This is a genomic window from Nocardia sp. NPDC059228, assembly GCF_042754245.1.
Taxonomy (GTDB): Bacteria; Actinomycetota; Actinomycetes; order Mycobacteriales; family Mycobacteriaceae; genus Nocardia.
The window spans coordinates 1-19,053 of the sequence record NZ_JBHZAL010000007.1 but is presented as its reverse complement, the minus strand read 5'-3'; the positions used below and the strand labels follow the sequence as shown (position 1 = coordinate 19,053).

At 68.0% G+C, this 19,053-nt stretch carries 14 protein-coding genes and 1 rRNA gene; 5 read left to right on the top strand and 10 right to left on the bottom strand.

The window, feature by feature from the left end:
• Window positions 1–159: 159 nt before the first annotated feature.
• Window positions 160–1,596, bottom strand: coding sequence for a type I glutamate--ammonia ligase (gene glnA, locus ACFXKA_RS13890; RefSeq protein ID WP_354838455.1), 1,437 nt, complete (start codon window positions 1,594–1,596; stop codon window positions 160–162).
• 451 nt (window positions 1,597–2,047) lie between these two features.
• Between glnA and ACFXKA_RS13885 the strand changes: the two genes are divergently transcribed.
• Entirely contained in the window at window positions 2,048–2,578 is a 531-nt protein-coding gene (locus tag ACFXKA_RS13885) for an RDD family protein (RefSeq protein ID WP_354838458.1), read from the top strand.
• A gap of 226 nt (window positions 2,579–2,804) precedes the next feature.
• Complete coding sequence (locus ACFXKA_RS13880; RefSeq protein WP_379427476.1) at window positions 2,805–3,692, top strand: alpha/beta hydrolase; 888 nt, start codon at window positions 2,805–2,807, stop codon at window positions 3,690–3,692.
• 114 nt (window positions 3,693–3,806) lie between these two features.
• Here ACFXKA_RS13880 and ACFXKA_RS13875 read toward each other — a convergent pair whose 3' ends face one another.
• From ACFXKA_RS13875 to sucB, 7 genes are all read right to left on the bottom strand, one after another.
• Window positions 3,807–4,550 (bottom strand): DUF4191 domain-containing protein, encoded by a 744-nt coding sequence (locus tag ACFXKA_RS13875; RefSeq protein ID WP_354838464.1) that lies wholly within the window; start codon window positions 4,548–4,550, stop codon window positions 3,807–3,809.
• Window positions 4,551–4,762: 212 nt separating this feature from the next.
• Complete coding sequence (locus ACFXKA_RS13870) at window positions 4,763–6,958, bottom strand: elongation factor G-like protein EF-G2 (RefSeq protein WP_379427475.1); 2,196 nt, start codon at window positions 6,956–6,958, stop codon at window positions 4,763–4,765.
• Window positions 6,959–7,141: 183 nt separating this feature from the next.
• Window positions 7,142–8,182: a lipoyl synthase gene (lipA, locus tag ACFXKA_RS13865; protein WP_379427474.1), complete on the bottom strand. Its 1,041-nt coding sequence runs from the start codon at window positions 8,180–8,182 to the stop codon at window positions 7,142–7,144.
• A 22-nt stretch (window positions 8,183–8,204) separates the two neighbouring features.
• The gene (gene lipB / locus ACFXKA_RS13860) at window positions 8,205–9,023 is read right to left on the bottom strand and encodes a lipoyl(octanoyl) transferase LipB (RefSeq protein ID WP_379427473.1); all 819 of its coding nucleotides are present in this window, start codon (window positions 9,021–9,023) and stop codon (window positions 8,205–8,207) included.
• On the bottom strand, window positions 9,020–9,532 hold the full coding sequence (locus tag ACFXKA_RS13855; protein WP_354838539.1) for an N-acetyltransferase family protein: 513 nt from the start codon (window positions 9,530–9,532) through the stop codon (window positions 9,020–9,022). The genes lipB and ACFXKA_RS13855 overlap by 4 nt, the downstream gene beginning before the upstream one ends.
• An 82-nt stretch (window positions 9,533–9,614) precedes the next feature.
• Window positions 9,615–10,514, bottom strand: coding sequence for a TIGR01777 family oxidoreductase (locus ACFXKA_RS13850; protein ID WP_379427472.1), 900 nt, complete (start codon window positions 10,512–10,514; stop codon window positions 9,615–9,617).
• 29 nt (window positions 10,515–10,543) lie between these two features.
• On the bottom strand, window positions 10,544–12,289 hold the full coding sequence (gene sucB / locus ACFXKA_RS13845; protein ID WP_379427471.1) for a 2-oxoglutarate dehydrogenase, E2 component, dihydrolipoamide succinyltransferase: 1,746 nt from the start codon (window positions 12,287–12,289) through the stop codon (window positions 10,544–10,546).
• A gap of 798 nt (window positions 12,290–13,087) precedes the next feature.
• On the opposite strand from sucB, the gene ACFXKA_RS13840 reads away from it, so the two are divergent.
• Window positions 13,088–13,423: an oxidoreductase gene (locus tag ACFXKA_RS13840; RefSeq protein ID WP_379427470.1), complete on the top strand. Its 336-nt coding sequence runs from the start codon at window positions 13,088–13,090 to the stop codon at window positions 13,421–13,423.
• Window positions 13,424–13,525: 102 nt separating this feature from the next.
• Here the strand turns inward: ACFXKA_RS13840 and ACFXKA_RS13835 are convergent, their stop codons facing one another.
• Window positions 13,526–15,031: a leucyl aminopeptidase gene (locus ACFXKA_RS13835; RefSeq protein ID WP_379427469.1), complete on the bottom strand. Its 1,506-nt coding sequence runs from the start codon at window positions 15,029–15,031 to the stop codon at window positions 13,526–13,528.
• Between the two features lie 234 nt (window positions 15,032–15,265).
• Here ACFXKA_RS13835 and tuf point away from each other — a divergent pair, with 234 nt between their 5' ends.
• Complete coding sequence (gene tuf / locus ACFXKA_RS13830) at window positions 15,266–16,462, top strand: elongation factor Tu (RefSeq protein WP_354838488.1); 1,197 nt, start codon at window positions 15,266–15,268, stop codon at window positions 16,460–16,462.
• Between the two features lie 4 nt (window positions 16,463–16,466).
• Here the strand turns inward: tuf and ACFXKA_RS13825 are convergent, their stop codons facing one another.
• A complete protein-coding gene (locus tag ACFXKA_RS13825; protein WP_379427468.1) occupies window positions 16,467–17,894 on the bottom strand; it encodes a sugar porter family MFS transporter in 1,428 nt (475 codons plus the stop codon).
• Window positions 17,895–18,765: 871 nt separating this feature from the next.
• Here ACFXKA_RS13825 and ACFXKA_RS13820 point away from each other — a divergent pair.
• Window positions 18,766–19,053: ribosomal RNA gene (locus ACFXKA_RS13820) — 16S ribosomal RNA — on the top strand; the annotation flags it as partial.

The window sequence follows — 19,053 nt, the reverse complement described above, 5'->3', positions numbered from 1 at the left end:
CTGCGGGGGGCACCCGCCCTGGTGCGGGGGCGTACCCACGGTTTGCCCGCCACAAACCCGACGGGGCGGTGCCAAAAATCGACCGCGGCCCACCGCCGCTTCGTATTGCGTCTACTGCGTACCGTACGCCCGAATCAGGCGTATACGCACAGGTCGGGCTTAGACGTCGAAGTACAGCTCGAACTCGTACGGGTGCGGCCGCAGGTTGACGGGCGCGATTTCCTGGGTGCGCTTGATGTCGATCCAGGTCTCGATCAGGTCCTCGGTGAACACGCCACCCTCGGTGAGGTAGTCGTGGTCTTCCTCGAGGCGGTCGATGACCGACGCCAGCGAGGTGGGGGCCTGCGGGATGTTCTTGGCCTCCTCCGGCGGGAGCTCGTAGAGGTCCTTGTCGACCGGGGCGAGCGGCTCCAGCTTGCGCTTGATGCCGTCCAGGCCGGCCATCATCATGGCGGCGAAGGCCAGGTACGGGTTACCCGAGGAGTCCGGCGCGCGGAACTCGATGCGCTTGGCCTTCGGGTTCGAGCCGGTGATCGGGATGCGGATCGCGGCCGAGCGGTTGCGCTGCGAGTACACCAGGTTGATGGGGGCCTCGTAGCCCGGCACCAGACGGTGGTAGGAGTTCACGGTCGGGTTGGTGAACGCCAGCAGCGACGGGGCGTGGTGCAGGATGCCGCCGATGTAGTGACGCGCCAGATCCGACAGGCCCGCGTAGCCGGACTCGTCGTGGAACAGCGGCTTGCCGTCCTTCCACAGCGACTGGTGGGCGTGCATGCCCGAGCCGTTGTCGCCGAAGAGCGGCTTCGGCATGAAGGTAACGGTCTTACCTTCCTGCCACGCGGTGTTCTTCACGATGTACTTGAACAGCTGCAGGTCGTCAGCGGCGCCCAGCAGGGTGTTGAAGCGGTAGTTGATCTCGGCCTGACCGGCGGTGCCGACCTCGTGGTGGCCGCGCTCCAGGTCGAAGCCCGCGTTCTGCAGGTTGGTCGAGATCTTGTCGCGCAGGTCGACGTAGTGGTCGTACGGGGCAACCGGGAAGTAACCGCCCTTGTTGCGGACCTTGTAGCCACGGTTCGGGGTGCCGTCGGCGTTGTACTCGGCGCCGGTGTTCCAGGAGCCCGAGATCGAGTCGATCTCGTAGAAGGCGCCGTTCATGGCCGAGTCGTAGCGGATCGAGTCGAAGATGTAGAACTCGGCCTCGGCACCGAAGTAGCAGGTGTCGGCGATGCCGGTCGAACGCAGGTACTCCTCGGCCTTACGCGCGATGTTGCGCGGGTCGCGGGAGTAGGCCTCGCGGGTGAACGGGTCGTGCACGAAGAAGTTCATGTTCAGCGTCTTCGCGGCACGGAAGGGATCGATCCGAGCAGTGCTGTAATCGGGCAGCAGCAGCATGTCCGACTCGTCGATCGACTGGAAGCCGCGCACCGACGAACCGTCGAAGGCGAGGCCCTCCTCGGCGAGATCAGCGGTGAACGCCTTCGCCGGGATCGAGAAGTGCTGCTGCACACCGGGGAGGTCGGTGAACCGAACGTCGACGTATTCGACCTCCTCCTCCTTGATGTACTTGATGACCTCGTCGGCCGTGCTGAACGCCACTTAGTACTCCTTACGGATCGGTTCCCAGCCAGTGGTGACTGCATGGGTTCGTCGCGACCACACGGTATGGACGCGGTGTTTCCCTGCAATCAAGGCTGTGTTTCGCCAGTGTTACACGCACTGCTGGCCGGGGGGTTCGGCGGTGCCCCCGGGTTCGCGAAGACGCCGCAGCGGTCGCCGAGCAATGCTCGACCAGCAGGGACATCCTGCCACCGACCTGCCCGAAGCGGCTGTTAAGACTCTGAAAAATCAGGGGACTTGCCAACTCCAGCCGGGTCATCGTGACAATCCTCACCGTCCGGCATCCACCTGGCAATCTCGGATGCTGAGCGATTGCGCGTCTGTCCAGAACCGGGTGAACAGCTAGGACGCACCCATATATGGTTCCGTCCTCGGACCCCGACCGGCAGGGGCGCGAAACCGGCCCGCCGACGCCGCATAAGCTGGGCCCATGGCTCGTATCACCGGCTCCTGGCTGTCCGGACCGAACGCCGAATCCGGAGACAACCCGCCCGGTGACTACCAGGGCAAGGAACTCGGCCTGCCGCCGTCCGGACGCGGCGCGCTCGCCCCCTTCACCCGCCGCGTCCTGGCGCTGCTCGTCGACTGGTTCATCTCGATGGGCCTGGCCGCGATCATCGTGCGGCCCGATGCCGAGCACATCATCTCGAAGATGACCATTCCGAAGGGCCAGCAACCGCCCTCGCACTTCGAGGTCATCACCCAGGCGCTGTCGACGCCGACGCTGCTGGTGTGGTTCGTGCTGGGGATCGCCGCGGTCACGCTGTTCGGCTTCACGCCCGGCCAGTACTTCCTGAAGCTGCGGGTCAGCCGGGTCGATGCCGAGGCGCCGGTCGGTTTCATTCGCGCCCTGGTCCGGCAGCTCATCCTGCTGTTCGTCATCCCCGCCCTGTTCACCGACAGCGACGGCCGCGGCATGCACGATCGCGCCACCGGCACCGCCCTCGTCTACAGCCGCTGACCCCCGCCGCAGACTTCCGCGCGGATTGATTCGAAACCCAGCACGGTGCGTGCGTCGGCCTGCGCCGGGCCTGTGACCTGCGATGCTGTTGGTGCACTGTGCGACAGGACGTTGCCAAATGTTCACCGCAGTTTGCTTTGGATCGGTATGGTGACGGCGATTTGCCGTGACGCAGCCGCCAGGCTGCCGTCGGGCAGATAGCTGATGTTGTGCTGATGGAGGATCGATGGTCGAGGGCTACCCGGCTGCCGCGTGGAGAATCAGCCGGCGGTCCCTGTTCGCGACCACCGGGCTGCTCGGCCTGGCCGGCGCGTGCGCGGCCGTCAGCGCGGGCGGTAATGCGGCGGTCGACCCGGCGGAGATCGGGCAGACCGCGGCCGGCATCACCCCCGTCGTCCGGGTGGAACGGGTCTACTCGGCCGCCCGCCGCCGCGACGTGGACCTGGTCACCATCCTGCCGCCCGGCGTCCCGACCGAGAACCTGCCCGTGTCGCTGCTGCTGCACGGCCTGCACGGCACCGCCCGCACCGCGGCCGTCGGCAATATCGGCGACGTGCTCGCCGCCGGCGTCGCCACCCGGCTGTCCCCGGCCTTCGGTTTCGTGGCCCTCGACGGCGGCGACAACTACTGGCACGACCACGGCACCGGCGACGATCCAATGTCCATGCTGCTCAACGAGGTTCCCGGCTGGCTGGCGCAGCGCCGCCTGGGCGCACCGGGCGGCCTGCCGTTCGCCTGCACCGGCACCTCCATGGGCGGCTTCGGCGCGCTGGTGTACTCGCGCCGCCGCTTCGAGCAGGGCCGGCCGCTGAACGCGGTTGCCACCATGTCGCCGGGGCTGCTCACCTCGTGGACCGAAATGGCCAAACGGAACGCCTTCATCGATGCCGATCAGTGGGCGGCACTCGACCCGCTGCGCAACCTCGACAAGGCGGGCCCGGCCCCCGTCGGCGTGTGGTGCGGCGACCGTGATCGCTTCATCGACGGCTGCCGCCGCTACATCGCCACCGCCCGCCCCGAGGTCGGCCTGGTCACCCCGGGCACCCACGCCGACGAGTACTGGCGCACCGTCACGCCGGACGTCGTCCGATTCCTCTCCCGCTACGTCGGCTGATCTGCCGGTAACGACCCCGCCGGAAGCGAGAGCGTCAGGCCTTGTGGCCGAACGCATTTCGGAAACGAACGAGGCCCGCGTCCTGGGGACGCGGGCCTCGAAGGTTCCGGTGGATCAGCGGCGGCGGATGCTGCGCTGCACGCCACGCATCTTGGCGCCGCTCGGCAGCGGGCCCTTGGGGAGCGCCGGGCCGCCGCGGGTGGCCAGCGCGGACAGCCGGCCCTCGATGAGGTCCATGCGCTTGGCGTCGATATTGCGGGGAAGCTTGGTCAGGTAGCGCTGCAGTTCCTTCAGCGGCACCTGGTCCTGCTCGTTGCCGATCACCACGTCGTAGATCGGGGTATCGCCGACCAGGCGGGAGACCTTCTTCTTCTCCTGCGCGAGCAGGGATTTCACGCGCTGCGGCGAACCCTCCGCGACCAGGATGACACCGGGCAGGCCGACCACGCGGTGCACGGCGTCGAGCTGGGTGGTGGCGGCGACGCCGGGGGAGACGCGCCACTTGCCCTGCAGGTTGTCCAGCACCCAGGCGGCCGCGCCGGCCTGACCCTCGGCCTTGGCGTACACGTTCTTCTGGACCCGGCGGCCGAAGATGATGAACGCGGCCAGCGCGCCCAGCAGCAGACCGATCGGCAGCAGGAACCACTGCAAGCCGAAGATCAGGCCGATCACCAGGAACAGCACGGTCACGCCGACGAAGGCGCCGATCATCAGCGGCAGCAGCAGCTTGTCTTCCTTGCGCTGCATCTGGAATGCCTGCCAGAGTTGCTGGCGGCGCTCCTTCGACGCCTGTTTGCGCGCCGCCTTCGCCGCGGCCTTCGCTTCCTTCGACGGATTACCGCCCTTGCCTGCTGCCATGGCGTCCAGCTTAATGGCCGGGGACACCCGGTTCGCGACGGGATCACCGGGATGACGAGCGGTCGGTACCGCTGTAGCGGCGTTCGTCTCACCCAGTGGGATCGGTGGCAGCCGGAACGACCGGCGTGCTGGACAGAATACGAACCGGTGGGTGTGCCGTTCGGTCATCGGCCACCCACCGCCCGCGCGACCTCGCCGGGTAGGCCCCGGATTCAGCTCGCGCTCTTGGCCTTGTCCCGCATCGACTCCGCCAGCTGGGTGGGCATGGCCTCGTGCCGCGCGTAGGCACGGGTGAAGGTGGCCCCGCCGTGCGCCAGTGAACGCAGGTCCACGGCGTAACGGCTGAGCTCGAGCTCCGGTACCTCCGCGCGAATCGCGGTGCGCCCCAGCCCGACCGGCTCGGTGCCCAGCACCCGGCCGCGACGGCTGGACAGATCGACCAGCACCGGCCCCACGTAGTCGTCCGAAACCACCACGTGCACTTCGGATATCGGCTCCAGCAGGTTGATGCGCGCCGCTCCGGCCGCCTCCCGCAGGGCCAGCGCCCCGGCCATCTGGAAGGCCGCGTCGGAGGAGTCGACCGAGTGCGCCTTCCCGTCGAACAGCGTCACCCGCACATCCACGAGTGGATATCCGGCCGCCACACCGCGCGCGGCCTGAGCGCGCACGCCCTTCTCGACCGACTGAATGAACTGGCGCGGAACGACTCCGCCCACCACCTTGTCCACGAACTCGATCCCGGACCCCTCGGGGATCGGCGCCACCTCGATTTCGCAGATGGCGTACTGCCCGTGCCCGCCGGACTGCTTCACATGCCGCCCGCGCCCCGACGCCGGGGTGGCGAAGGTCTCGCGCAGCGCCACCCGGTGGTCGATGACATCCACCTGCACCCCGAACCGGGACCGCAGCCGTTCCAGCGCTACATCGCGATGCGCCTCGCCCAGGACCCACAGCACCAGCTGATGGGTGTCGGGGTTCTGTTCCAGTCGCACCGTCGGATCCTCGGCGACCAGCCGGGACAGGCCCTGCGAGAGCTTGTCCTCGTCGGCCTTGCTGTGTGCCTTCACGGCCACCGGCAGCAGCGGATCGGGCATGGACCACGGCTCGATGATGAGCGGGCAATCCTTGGCGGACAACGTATCCCCGGTCTCGGCGTGCGACAGCTTGCTCACGCACACGATGTCCCCGGCGATGGCCTGCGGCAGCGGCCGCTGCTGCTTCCCGAACGGCGCGGACACCCCGCCGACGCGTTCGTCGGCATCGTGGTCACCGTTGTCGCCCTGTCCGTGCCCGCACACGTGCACGGTGTCGTCGGCGTGCAGGGTGCCCGAGAACACCCGCACCAGCGACAACCGGCCCACATAGGGATCGGAGGCGGTGCGGATCACCTCGGCGGCCAGCGGCGCGGCGGGATCGCAGGCCAGCGCGGCGGCCTTGCCGCCGGACCCGGTCGCCGACACGGGATGTTCGGCGGGCGTGGGGAATCCGCGCGTGATCAGATCCAGGATCTCCACCGTGCCGAGCCCCTGCCGCGCGCCCTCCGGCGGCGGTGCGGCGATCAGCACCGGATGGAAACTGCCGCGCGCCACCGCCTTCTCGAGGTCCGCGATCAGTGTGGCCAGGTCGATCTCCTCGCCGCCGATGTAGCGGTCCATGAGGGTCTCGTCCTCGCTCTCGGCGATGATGCCCTCGATGAGCCGGTTGCGCGCCTCCTCCAACTGTTCCCGCTGCTCCTCGGAGGCTGGCGTTTCCACGCGTTCGCCGGTGGCGTAGTCGTAGACGTGCTGGGTGAGCAGTTCGATCAGCCCGGTCACCGGCCGGTGCCCGTCGGCGCCCTTGGGTCCGTACACCGGAAGATGCAGCGGCAGTATGCTTTCCGCCCGCCCGCCGCCCAGAATCTGGCGGCAGGTCTCGGTCATGTCCTCGAAGTCCGCGCGCGCGGTGTCCAGATGGGTGAGCACGATGGCGCGCGGCATGCCGACGCGCGCGCACTCCTCCCACAGTGCCAGCGTCGCCCCGCTCACGCCCTCCACGCCCGCGGCGGCGGAGAGTACGAAAAGGGCCGCGTCCGCCGCTCGCAGACCGGCCCTGAGTTCCCCGACGAAATCCGCGTAGCCGGGGGTGTCGAGAAGATTGACCTTGACGTGGTCCCAGCCCATCGGCACCACCGACAGTTGCACGGACCGGTGTTGTCGCTGCTCGATGTCGTCGTAGTCCGAGACGGAGGTACCGTCCTCGACCCGCCCGGCCCGGAGTACCGCCCCGGCCGCCACGGCGAGCGCCTCCACCAGCGTGGTCTTTCCGGACCCGCTGTGCCCTACCAGCACCACATTCCGTATATCGGCCGGCCTTTCGGCCACGACCACCCTGCCGTTGACACCTTGCGACGTCGTCGTTCGCTCGACCATGGCTCGCTCCCGGGGTCGATCAATGCGGTCCTTCGAGCTTCCCACCAGCGCCGCGCACGCGTCCACGAATCGACCGAACCGATTTGGATGGCGCGCCGATACCCGGCGTTCACCTGGCGAGGTGCCGCAAAACGACTGTGGCCCGGACGGTGCGTCCGGGCCACAGTGCACGAATTCGGTCGGCTAGGAGCCGAAGCGCGCCAGCACGCTGGTCGCCTCCTGCGCCGCGCTGCCCTCCTCGGCGAGATGGGCCATCTCCGGAGAGATCTCGCGACCGTGGTGGCGCATGGCCTGGGCGTACAGGCGACCGGCACGGTAGGACGAGCGGACCAGCGGACCGGCCATCACCCCGGCGAAGCCCATGGCCTCGGCGGCCTTGGAGTGCTCCACGAACTCCTCCGGCTTCACCCACCGGTCGACCGGGTGGTGGCGCGGGGAGGGCCGCAGGTACTGGGTGATGGTGATGATGTCGCAGCCCGCCTCGTGCAGGTCGCGCAGGCCCTGGGTGACTTCCTCCGGGGTCTCGCCCATGCCCAGGATGAGGTTGGACTTGGTGACCAGACCGGCCTCGCGCGCGGCGGTGATGACCGCCAGCGACCGCTCGTAGCGGAAGGCCGGCCGGATGCGCTTGAAGATGCGCGGCACCGTCTCCAGGTTGTGCGCGAGCACCTCCGGGCGTGACTCGAAGATCTCGGCCAGCTGCTCGGGCACGGCATTGAAGTCCGGGATCAGCAGCTCGACGCCGGTGTGCGGGTTGAGCCGCTTGATGGCGCGCACGGTCTCGGCGTACAGCCACGCGCCGCCGTCCTCGAGATCGTCGCGCGCGACGCCGGTGACGGTCGAGTAGCGCAGCCCCATGGCCTGCACGCTCTCGGCCACGCGGCGCGGCTCGTCCCGGTCCAGGGCGGCGGGCTTGCCGGTGTCGATCTGGCAGAAGTCGCAGCGGCGGGTGCACTGCTCACCGCCGATGAGGAAGGTGGCCTCGCGGTCCTCCCAGCACTCGAAGATGTTGGGACACCCGGCTTCCTCGCAAACCGTGTGCAGCCCTTCGCGTTTCACCAGACCCTTGAGCTCGGTGTACTCGGGTCCCATGGTCGCGCGGGTGCGGATCCACGAGGGCTTGCGCTCGATCGGAGTCTCGGCGTTGCGAGCCTCGATGCGAAGCAGCTTGCGGCCATTGGGTGCGGCCGTGTTATCGGATGCCGGGGTATCGACAGAGGTCACTTGGTTCACCCTACGCTCATGATCATTCGGCCTTGGCGGGCACGGTTCGCGGCACTACCGGGAGCTGATCGGTCGTCGATGCGGGAAGCGGTTCCGGGCATTCGGCCGACGCCTTCACGCAGTGGGAGATGGTGTGGTCGGCCACCTTCAGATCGCCGTCGAGGGCGCGCGCGATCGCATCGGCTGCCAGGGGACGCGCCTCGTCGACGGTGACCTCGCGCCCGAGTTCGCGGCTCAGGGTGGTGACCCCGGCATCGCGAATCCCGCACGGCACAATGGCATTGAAGCCGTCCAGGCTGGAATTGCAGTTCAGCGCCATGCCGTGCAGGGTGACCCCGCGCTGGACGCGCACGCCGATGGCCGCGACCTTGCGCTCGGGCTGGGACTCCGTCGCCGGCACCCACACGCCCGAACGGCCTTCCACCCGGCCGGTTTCCAGTCCGAGCTGTGCGCAGACGGCAATGAGCGCTTCCTCCAGACGGCGCACGTAGGCCACCACGTCGACGGGCTCGGCCAGCCGGATGATTGGATAGCCGACCAGTTGCCCAGGTCCGTGCCAGGTGATCTTCCCGCCGCGGTCCACCTCGATGACCGGGCTGCCGTCCAAGGGCAGATCCTGCGGCTCGGTGCGCCGGCCGGCGGTGTAGACGAAGGGGTGTTCCAGCAAGAGCAGCCGGTCCCGCCCGATGCCGTCGGCGCGTTCGGTGGCGATGGCGCGCTGAAGCTCCCAGGCTTCCTGATAGTCGATGAGGCCCAGATTTTCGACGGTAAGGGGTGTGCCGTCGAAGCGGGCCGATACCGCGCTGGGTAACGGTGCGGTGGCCGTACTGCTCGTGCTCACGGCTGCGACGTTACCCCTTCATCGAGAACGGTTTGCATCAGTGTGAGATCCATCCAGCGGCCGAACTTGTGCCCGACCTCCGGCAGTTGCCCGACGATCCGGAACCCGAATCTCTCGTGCAGGGCGATCGACGTGCGGTTACTCGACTCGATCGCGGCGATCATGGTGTGCACGCCGCCCTGGTGCGCCCGAGCCAGCAGCTCGGTCATCAACGCCGTGGCCACTCCGCGCCGCTGGAATATATCTGACACATACACCGAGTTCTCGACGGCGAACCGGTAGCCGGACTTCGGCCGGAACTGCCCGTAACTGGCGTACCCCGCGACCTTGCCGTCGATCTCGGCCACCAGCACCGGATGTCCGGCTCCGGTTCGCGCCGCGAACCAGGCCTTGCGCTCGTCCAGGTCGGCGAGTTCGGTATCCCAGATGGCGGTGGTCTCGGCGATGGCGTTGTTGTGGATCACCAGGATCTCGGGGAGATCGCTCTCGCGCGCATCCCTCACCAGCAGGTCGGACGGATGATTGGTCACGTTCCACACGGTATCGACGGGCCCGCTGTGACGTGCGCCGCGCCCACCGCAACGGACCGGATCAGCCGGACTGGCCGAGCGTCGCGGACAGTGCCGCGCCGATGGTGGGGTGCTGGAAGGGGTATCCGGCGGCCTCGAGCGCGGTGGGAATCGCCCTGGGGCCGTGCAGGATTGCCTCTTCGGCGAACTCGCCCACGGCCAGCCGCAGCGCGAACGCGGGCACCATCAGGGGCGTCGGCCGGTGCATGACGCGGCCCAGCGCGCGGGTGAACTCCGCATTGGTGACCGGCGCGGGACCGACCATATTGACCGGGCCGGAAAGGCTTTCGTGGGTGAGCGCGTAGCTGATCGCGCCGACCTCGTCGTCCAGGGAGATCCACGGCACGTACTGGCGGCCGCTGCCCAGCCGCCCGCCGAGGCCGAGATAGTAGAGGGGATACAGCATTCCGAGCATGCCGCCGTGCCGGGCCAGCACCACCGCCGAGCGCAGCAGCACCGTGCGCACGCCGGCGTCGGCGGCCTGTTCGGTGGCGGCCTCCCAGTCGGCGCACAGGCCGGCCAGGAAACCCGTTCCGGCGGGGGAACTCTCGGTGACGACGCGGTCGCCGAGATCGCCGCCGTAGTAGTGCACGCCGCTGGCATTGACCAGCGTGGGCACGCCCGCGGCGGCGACCGCGGCGGCCAGCACGTCGGTGGGGACGATGCGGCTGTCGCGCAGTTCCTGTTTGTAGCTGCCGGTCCAGCGCCGCTGCCCGATGCCCGCGCCGCAGAGGTTCACCACGGCGTCGGCGCCGCGCAGCGCACGTTCGTCCAAATTGGAACGGACGGGGTCCCAGGTGAATTCGTCGCGGGCGTGCACGGGACGGCGCACGAGGCGGGTGACCTCGTGCCCGTCGCGGCGCAGAGCCGCGACGAGTGCCGTCCCGATCAGTCCGGACGAACCGGCGATCACGACCTTCATCCGATCAATCCTGCCGCCCGTATCCGGCATCAGAGCCCGAGGTCACCCTCGAACGCGGCCTCTTCCAGCCGGTGCTTGACGGTGGTCAGGAAGCGACCCGCGTCGGCGCCGTCGATGAGGCGGTGATCGTAGGTGAGCGGCAGGTAGGCCATCGAGCGGATGCCGATGAACTCGTTGCCGTCGTCGCTGATCACCATGGGGCGCTTGACGATCGCGCCGGTGCCCAGCATGGCGGCCTGCGGCGGCAGCAGGATGGGGGTGTCGAACAGAGCGCCCTGCGAGCCGATGTTGGTGATGGTGAAAGTGCCGTTGGCGAGCTCGTCCGGCTTCAGGCCGCCGGTGCGGGCACGGTTGGCGATATCGGCGATGGCACGCGCCAGTCCGGCCAGCGACAGGTCGTTGGCGTTGTGGATGACCGGCGAGAGCAGGCCCTGCTCGGTGTCGACCGCGATACCCAGGTTGACCACCGAGTGGTAGGTGATCTCCTTGGTGTCGGAGTTGTAGGACGCGTTCACGTTCGGGTGCACGGCCAGCGCCTCGATGACGGCCTTGGCGTAGAACGGCAGGAACGTGATGTTCACGCCCTCGCGCTGCTTGAACGCGGCCTTGGCGCGGTTGCGCAGCGCGGCGATCTTGGTCATGTCGACCTCGTGCACCTGGGTGAGCTGCGCGGTGGTCTGCAGCGACTCCAGGGTCTTGGTCGCGGTGATCTGCCGGATGCGGCTGGCCTTCTGGACCGTGCCGGTCAGGTGCGACAGCGACGGACGCGGTGCGGGCGCGGCAGCGGCCGGGGCGACCCGAGCAGGAGCGGCGGGCGCGGCAGCGGCGGGCGCCGGAGCCTTCTTGGCCTCCGCGGCGGCGAGCACATCCTGCTTGCGGATGCGGCCACCGACACCGGAACCGGTGAGGGTCGCGAGGTCAACGTTGTTCTCCGCGGCCAGCTTTCGCACCAGCGGGGTCACGTAGGGGCCGCCGTTGGTGGAGGGCTCCTCGGCCGGGGTGGCCGCGGCCGGAACCGGAGCCGGCTTGGGAGCCGGAGCAGGGGCGGGGGCGGGGGCCGGTGCGGGCGCCGGAGCCTCAGCGGCCGGAGCCGGAGCGGGCGCGGGGGCCGGGGCAGGCGCCGGAGCGGGCGCGGGGGCCGGTGCGGGTGCGGCCGCAGCAACGCCGCTGCCGATGACGCCCAGTTGACCGCCCACGGCGATCACGTCGTCCTCCTGCGCGGAGATCTCCAGCAGGGTGCCGGCGACCGGCGACGGGATCTCGGTGTCGACCTTGTCGGTGGAGACCTCGAGCAGCGGCTCGTCCACGGCGACCTGGTCGCCGACCTGCTTCAGCCAGCGGGTGACGGTGCCCTCGGTGACGGACTCACCGAGCTCGGGCATCTTGACCGGGGTGCCGGAGGCGGCAGCGGCCGGGGCGGGCGCGGCGGCGGCCGGCGCCGGAGCGGCGGCGACTGGCTGCGGGGCCGGGGCGGGTTCGGGGGCCGGGGCAGGGGCGGCGGCGGGCGCCGGGGCGGCGGCCGGGGCCGGAGCGGAACCGGCCTCACCGATCACGCCGAGTTCGCCGCCGACCTCGACCACGTCGTCCTCCTGGGCGACGATCTTCGTGAGAACGCCTGCGACCGGGGACGGGATCTCGGTGTCGACCTTGTCGGTGGAGACCTCGAGCAGCGGCTCGTCGACCTCGACCGTGTCTCCTTCCTGCTTCAGCCACCTGGTCACAGTGCCCTCGGTGACGCTCTCACCAAGAGCCGGCATCTGGACGGAGAAGGTCATGTCCGTTGACTCCTCTGACTGCTCGTCGGGTTAAACAGTTCGTCTCTCAGCGGGAGTGGCACCGCGGGTCGCGGTGTCGTCCCGACGGCCACCGATCATTCTGTGGCACCGGAGATCCGTGTTGGTTCTTGTTCCAGCCACCCATCCTTGCACTCGTCCGGGTGCGGCGTGTCACAGGGCGGCCGTTGCGCCGACCTCTCAGTGTCGCGATCCCCCGCGTGAGCAAGAGATCTCCCTGGCGTGAGCGTGAATTGGCGGGAATGGCATGAGACGTATCACGTTTGCGCGTGGCACCGCTTCTCGGGGTGCCGGTAGACGGGAGTCGAGGTCGCGCCGAGTGGGATAGCGGTCAGCTAGCTGACCGCGCCGCCGACGCCCGCAGACCGGATGGCCGGGGCGCCCGCGCGAGTATGGCGGATGCGTGGTGGAGAGTGCCGAATTCGCGGGGGAGCGGTGAATCGGTTGAGGGCGTGCAGGATGCCGACGGCTCTGCCGCCATGTCGATGGATGCCGTCGGCGCGCGAGCACCCGTTCGCGCGCCTCTCGTGCCGGCGCATGGATTTGGCCGCCCGCGGCATCGCCTCACCGGCCCTGAATTGCCGAGTGCGCCACCGGGCTCGCCGAATCGCGCTTCCGCGGTCGTCCCCGGGCGCGGGACGCGGCGCTGGGCTGAGCTGGGGCTGAACGGATTCTGTGGGGCTGCTTAGGGGTTGGCCGGGGGACTGGCGAACGGTCCGGGAGCTGGCACTATCGAATTATCCGGCGGTCTTTCCGTGGCCGGAGAGGAGGTAGCCGGGGATGGGTTTCCTGGATCTGTTCGGGCGCAGCGGTACAGCGCGCCGGGGTGATGCCGACCCCGAGGCGATGGCGCATCTCGTGGCCTGGACCCGAAGCCGTTACGGCGTGGAGGCTTTCGTCGAGCCGCGCACGACGGTGTCCGATGTCTCGGTCGTCCTGGTGGCCCACGACGGGTCGTGGACCCGCCGCGCGGTCGGCGAGCGCGGCGCGCGACGCCTGTCCGCCACCTTGAACATCCCCGTCTACGACGCCCGCCGAGTCGGCTACCCCCAGCGCATGCGCGACCACGAGGCGCGCCGGCGCATCCTCGAACGCCGCGCGGCTCAGGACCTCTGACGCCGGGACCCCGAACGTCCGGCGCGAGTCCGGCCGCGCCGAACGACGACGCCCGCCCCGCATCGAGCGGGGCGGGCGTCCGTGTGCGACTGCCGCTGTTCGCTATTCGGCGGCGATGTCCTCGAGGGTCGCGATGAGGGTGCGTACCGGGACACCGGTGCCGCCCTTGCCGATGTAGCCGAACGGCCCGCCGGTGTTGTAGGCGGGACCGGCCACATCCAGGTGCGCCCACTGCACGCTCTCGGAGACGAACTCCTTGAGGAACAGCCCGGCCGACAGCATGCCGCCCCACCGGTGCGGCGCGACGTTCTGCAGGTCGGCGATCTTGGAGTTCAGGTCGGCGCGCAGTTCCGCGGGAAGCGGCATGGCCCAGGCGTTCTCGCCGACGGCCTGCGAGATGCGGGCCACCCGGTCGCGGAAGAGGTCGGTGCCCATGACGCCCGGGGTACGGGTGCCGAGCGCGACCATCTGGGCACCGGTGAGGGTGGCGACGTCGATGACGTAGTCGGGTTCGTCCTGTCCCGCGCGTACGAGCGCGTCGGCCAGGATGAGCCGGCCCTCGGCATCGGTGTTGATGACCTCGACGGTGGTCCCGCCGAACTGGGTGAGCACGTCACCGGGCCGCTGCGCGGTGGCCGACGGCATGTTCTCGGCCATGGGCACGGTGGCGATGACCGTGAGCGGCAGGCTCAGTCGCGCCGCCAGCAGCGTGGTGGCGATGACCGCCGCCGCGCCGCCCATGTCGGAGGTCATGTTCTCCATGTTCGCCGCGGGCTTGATGGAGATGCCGCCGGTGTCGAAGGTGATGCCCTTGCCGATGAGCGCCACCTTGGGGTCGCCGCCCGCGTAGGTGATGCGGATCAGCCGCGGCGGCCGCGAGGAGCCCTTGCCAACGCCGAGAATGCCGCCGTAGCCCTGGGATTCGAGTTCCTTCTCGTCCAGGATCTCCACCTGCAGGCCCGCGGCCTTGGCCAATTCCGCTGCGCGGTTGGCGAATTCGGCCGGGAACAGGTCGTTGGGCGGGGTGTTCACGAAATCCCGCGCGGTGGCGACGGCTTCGGCGACGGCCTGCGCCCGGAACAGCGCCTCTTCCCCGAATCCCGGTTCGGGAACCAGGAATTCGACGCGCTTGACCGGCTGATCGTCGTCCTTGGGCGCGGTCTTGGCGGACTTGAACGTGGTGAACTGGTACGCGCCCAGGTAGAAGCCCTCGGCCGCCGCGCCGAGGTCGAGCCCCGACAGTGTGGTGACCGCGGTCGCGACCCCGGTCAGCGCCCGCCCGGCCGCACCGGCCGACTTGCGCACCTGCTCCGCGTCGAGCTTGTCCTCGGCTCCGAGCCCGACCGCCAGCACGTAGTCGACGCCCAGCCCGGCCGGAGCCGGCACCCGCGTGACCTCCTCGCCCTTCCCCTTGGCCCCGACCGCCTGCAGCGCAGTCAGCAGCGCGGCCCGGGTCTCGCCGTCCAGCACATCCTCGAAGGCGTCGGCGGGCGCGATCTCCGGCCCGTCATCCGTCGAGGTGAGGCCGATGACGAGGACGTCGGCCTGCCCGATGGCCAGGGTGCGTACGAGTTCCGGTCCGAGCGAACGATCTGCAACAGCTGTCATAACCGCCCACGTTACTTCCCCTGCTCACCCGAGGCGGGTTCGGCGCGTCTCCCGGGGACTCGCCGAGCGGAACCCCACCCGTCAACAGTCCTGTACGTCTGGTTCGGGCTGTTCTCGACCTGTGCGGGTCAGCAGCTGAATACCCTGGAAAAGACACCGCCGTCGGGCATGACTTCGCGGTGTCCCCACCCTCCGGTGCCCTCTCGAATCGCGCGGGCGCACAGGAGGTTCCCAGTGGCGAAGGCGAAGTTCCAGCGGACGAAGCCGCACGTCAATGTCGGCACCATCGGCCACATCGACCACGGCAAGACCACTCTCACCGCGGCGATCACCAGGGTCCTGCACAACAAATATCCGGACCTGAATCCCTTCACACCCTTCGAGGCCATCGACAAGGCCCCCGAGGAACGGCAGCGCGGCATCACCATCTCCATCGCCCACGTGGAATATCAGACGGAGAACCGCCACTACGCGCACGTCGACTGCCCCGGCCACGCCGACTACATCAAGAACATGATCACCGGTGCCGCCCAGATGGACGGCGCCATCCTGGTGGTCGCCGCCACCGACGGCCCGATGCCGCAGACCAAGGAGCACGTCATCCTGGCGCGCCAGGTCGGCGTCCCGAAAATGGTGGTGGCACTGAACAAGTGCGACATGGTCGAGGACGAGGAGATCCTGGAACTGGTCGAACTCGAGGTGAGCGACCTGCTCAGCGAATACGAATTCGACGGCGACAACACCCCCATCGTCCGCGTCTCCGCCTACCAGGCGCTGGAGAACCCGACCGGCGAGTGGGGCGACACCGTCACCGAACTCCTGGCCGCCGTGGACGATTGGATCGACACCCCCACCCGCGAGGTCGAGAAGCCCTTCCTCATGCCGATCGAGGACGTCTTCACCATCACCGGCCGCGGCACCGTCGTCACCGGCCGCATCGAACGCGGCGTCCTGAAGGTCAACGCGGAGGTGGAGATCGTCGGCATCCGCCCGAAGACCACCAAGACCACCGTGACCGGCATCGAGATGTTCCGGAAACTGCTGGACGAGGGCCAAGCCGGAGAGAATGTCGGCCTTCTCCTGCGTGGTGTCCGCCGCGAAGACGTGGAGCGCGGCCAGTGCGTCATCAAGCCGGGTTCGGTCACACCCCACACCCAGTTCGAAGGCCAGGCCTACATCCTCTCGAAGGAGGAGGGCGGCCGCCACACCCCGTTCTTCAACAACTACCGCCCCCAGTTCTACTTCCGCACAACGGATGTCACCGGCGTGGTGACGCTTCCGAAAGAAGTGGAGATGGTCCTCCCGGGTGACAACGTCTCCATGGAGGTGGTCCTCATCCAACCCATCGCCATGGAGATCGGTCTCAAATTCGCCATCCGCGAGGGCGGCCGAACGGTCGGCGCCGGCCAGATCACCAAGATCCTCAAATAGCGGGTCAGCCCATTTCTTCCAGTGCCTTTCCCTTCGTCTCCGGAACCCACCTGAGCACGAAGGGAATCGAGAGGACAGCGAAGGCGGTGTAGATGACGTAGGTCCCCGACAGGTTCCAGTCGGCCAGGCTGGGGAAGCTGGCGGTGATGACCCAGTTGGCGATCCACTGCGCCGACGCGGCCACACCGAGCGCGGCGGCGCGCAGCCTGTTGGGGAACATCTCGCCGAGCAGCACCCACACCACGACACCCCACGACATGGCGAAGAACAGCACGAAGCAGTGCGCGGAGACGAGCGCCACGATGCCCTGGGTGTGCGGCAGGCTCACACTCTCCCCGGACCCGGACTTGTAGGAGAACGCCCAGCCCTCCAGCGCGAGCGAGATCGCCATGCCCGTGGATCCGATGAGCGCCAGCGGTTTCCGCCCGATCCGGTCGACCAGCACCATGGCGATCACGGTGCCGACGATATTGATGATCGAGGTGGTGAACGAGTAGAAGAACGAACTGGACGGGTCGATGCCCACCGACTGCCACAGCGTCGCCGAGTAGTAGAAGACGACATTGATGCCGACCAGCTGCTGGAACACGGACAGCCCGATACCGATCCACACCACCGGTAGGAACCCGAACCCGCCGCCCAGCAGATCCTTGAACGTCGACCGGTGCTCACTGTGCATGGCCTGCTCGATCTCGGCCACCCGCTCGTCCAGATTCCCCTTGCCGCCCTCGACCTGGGCCAGCACCTCCTTGGCCTTGTCAGTCTTACCGATGGAGATCAGGTACCGCGGCGACTCCGGAATGGTGAACGAGAACAACCCGTACAGCGCCGCCGGCACCACCATCACCCCGAGCATCCACTGCCAGGCCTCCAGCCCCGCGATGTGACCGCGCTGCTCACTGCCCGCCATCTTCAGAATCGCGAAGTTCACCAATTGTGAAGTGGCGATACCGATCACGATGGCCGCCTGCTGGAACGACGCCAGCCGCCCGCGATACGCCGGCGGTGACACCTCGGCGATGTACGCGGGCCCGATCACCGACGCCATCCCGATCCCGATGCCACCGATCACACGCCACATCGCCAGATCCCACAGCGCGAATGGCAATGCCGACCCGATCGCACTACAGGTGAACAGCGTCGCCGCGATCCGCATGCACCAGATGCGCCCGATCCGGTCCGCGATCCGCCCCGCGATCGCGGCCCCCACCGCGCACCCGATCAATGCGATGGCCACCACCTGCGCCAATGTCGCCGACCCGATGTCGTACCGATCCCGGATCGCCTCGACCGCACCGTTGATGACCGAGCTGTCATACCCGAACAGAAACCCACCCATAGCCGCCGCAGCGGTAATGAACACGACATAGACGAGGCCGTCCGCCCCACCCACCTGATCGCCGGGCGTGCGCTCGCCCACCGTTGAATTCACGCAGACTCCTTCGTCCCGACCCGGAGCCTGGTGAGCCCGGGCCAACCACCTTGGGTAAGACCGAGATGACGCACAGAACCCCGTCAGACGGCGCACTCCGACGATCGTTGCTGCCGTGATGCTTGTCAACGCGGCCCGCAGCGGTCGTTTTCCGGCGATATGGACAGCGGAATTGCCCGCGATGCGGTCGTCTCTCCCCGCCAGCCGTCCGGCCTCCCGCAGTAGTAGTGCCGCGGTCTCGACGTCGCCGGCTCGCGCGGCGTCCGTCGCTCGCGACACCGCATACAGAACTCCGGACCGATCCTCGCGACTCTCTGTCCGCGCCCGAACAGCTGCGGCCACGAGACCTCCTTACCTATAGGCAGCGTTGTGGGGAGGTATTCGGAGCCGCGCGCTCTTCAACTTGTTCGTGCCACTCATCCGATGTGCCGGAAAAGCGCAGGTAGACAGCCGATTTGACTTTGGTTCGTAGCAACACGTAACTTATTCCAGGTCAGAGCGACACGGACACCGACCCGGAGCCCCAAGGGCCTGGGAAACGAGGTTGGACGAGGAGCGCCTGATGATCACACTAGTTCCACCTGACCAGCAGATTTGGTCTGCTGCATGATGCGAGCTAAGCTTGATAAGTTGCCTAGCTGATCGAACGGGCTTACCGCCCGGGAGATGGCTTGTGCGTGTGTTCTTTGAGAACTCAATAGTGTGTCGATGAATGTCAGTGCCAAATATTTAAATTTGGTTCCGGCCTCTCACCCCCCGTGTGTTGGGGTCGGACATTTAAGTCGGCTAATTTCCAGCCGGCTATTTTTGCTAGGTTTTCGGACTCTGGTTCGAGATACTTCTGATTCGCCTTCGGGTGTTTCTAGAGTCTTCAACGGAGAGTTTGATCCTGGCTCAGGACGAACGCTAGCGGCGTGCTTAACACATGCAAGTCGAGCGGTAAGGCCCTTCGGGGTACACGAGCGGCGAACGGGTGAGTAACACGTGGGTGATCTGCCTTGCACTCTGGGATAAGCCTGGGAAACTGGGTCTAATACCGGATATGAGCCTGGACTGCATGGTCCGGGTTGGAAAGGTTTACTGGTGCGAGATGGGCCCGCGGCCTATCAGCTTGTTGGTGAGGTAACGGCTCACCAAGGCGACGACGGGTAGCCGACCT

What these genes read in the sequence shown, in the direction of transcription:
- ACFXKA_RS13885 (WP_354838458.1), top strand. Translation starts at nt 2,048, where the DNA reads ATGGCTCGTATCACCGGCTCCTGGCTGTCCGGACCGAACGCCGAATCC.
- ACFXKA_RS13880 (WP_379427476.1), top strand. Translation starts at nt 2,805, where the DNA reads ATGGTCGAGGGCTACCCGGCTGCCGCGTGGAGAATCAGCCGGCGGTCC.
- ACFXKA_RS13875 (WP_354838464.1), bottom strand. Translation starts at nt 4,550, where the DNA reads ATGGCAGCAGGCAAGGGCGGTAATCCGTCGAAGGAAGCGAAGGCCGCG.
- ACFXKA_RS13870 (WP_379427475.1), bottom strand. Translation starts at nt 6,958, where the DNA reads ATGGTCGAGCGAACGACGACGTCGCAAGGTGTCAACGGCAGGGTGGTC.
- ACFXKA_RS13850 (WP_379427472.1), bottom strand. Translation starts at nt 10,514, where the DNA reads ATGAAGGTCGTGATCGCCGGTTCGTCCGGACTGATCGGGACGGCACTC.
- sucB (WP_379427471.1), bottom strand. Translation starts at nt 12,289, where the DNA reads ATGACCTTCTCCGTCCAGATGCCGGCTCTTGGTGAGAGCGTCACCGAG.
- ACFXKA_RS13840 (WP_379427470.1), top strand. Translation starts at nt 13,088, where the DNA reads ATGGGTTTCCTGGATCTGTTCGGGCGCAGCGGTACAGCGCGCCGGGGT.
- ACFXKA_RS13835 (WP_379427469.1), bottom strand. Translation starts at nt 15,031, where the DNA reads ATGACAGCTGTTGCAGATCGTTCGCTCGGACCGGAACTCGTACGCACC.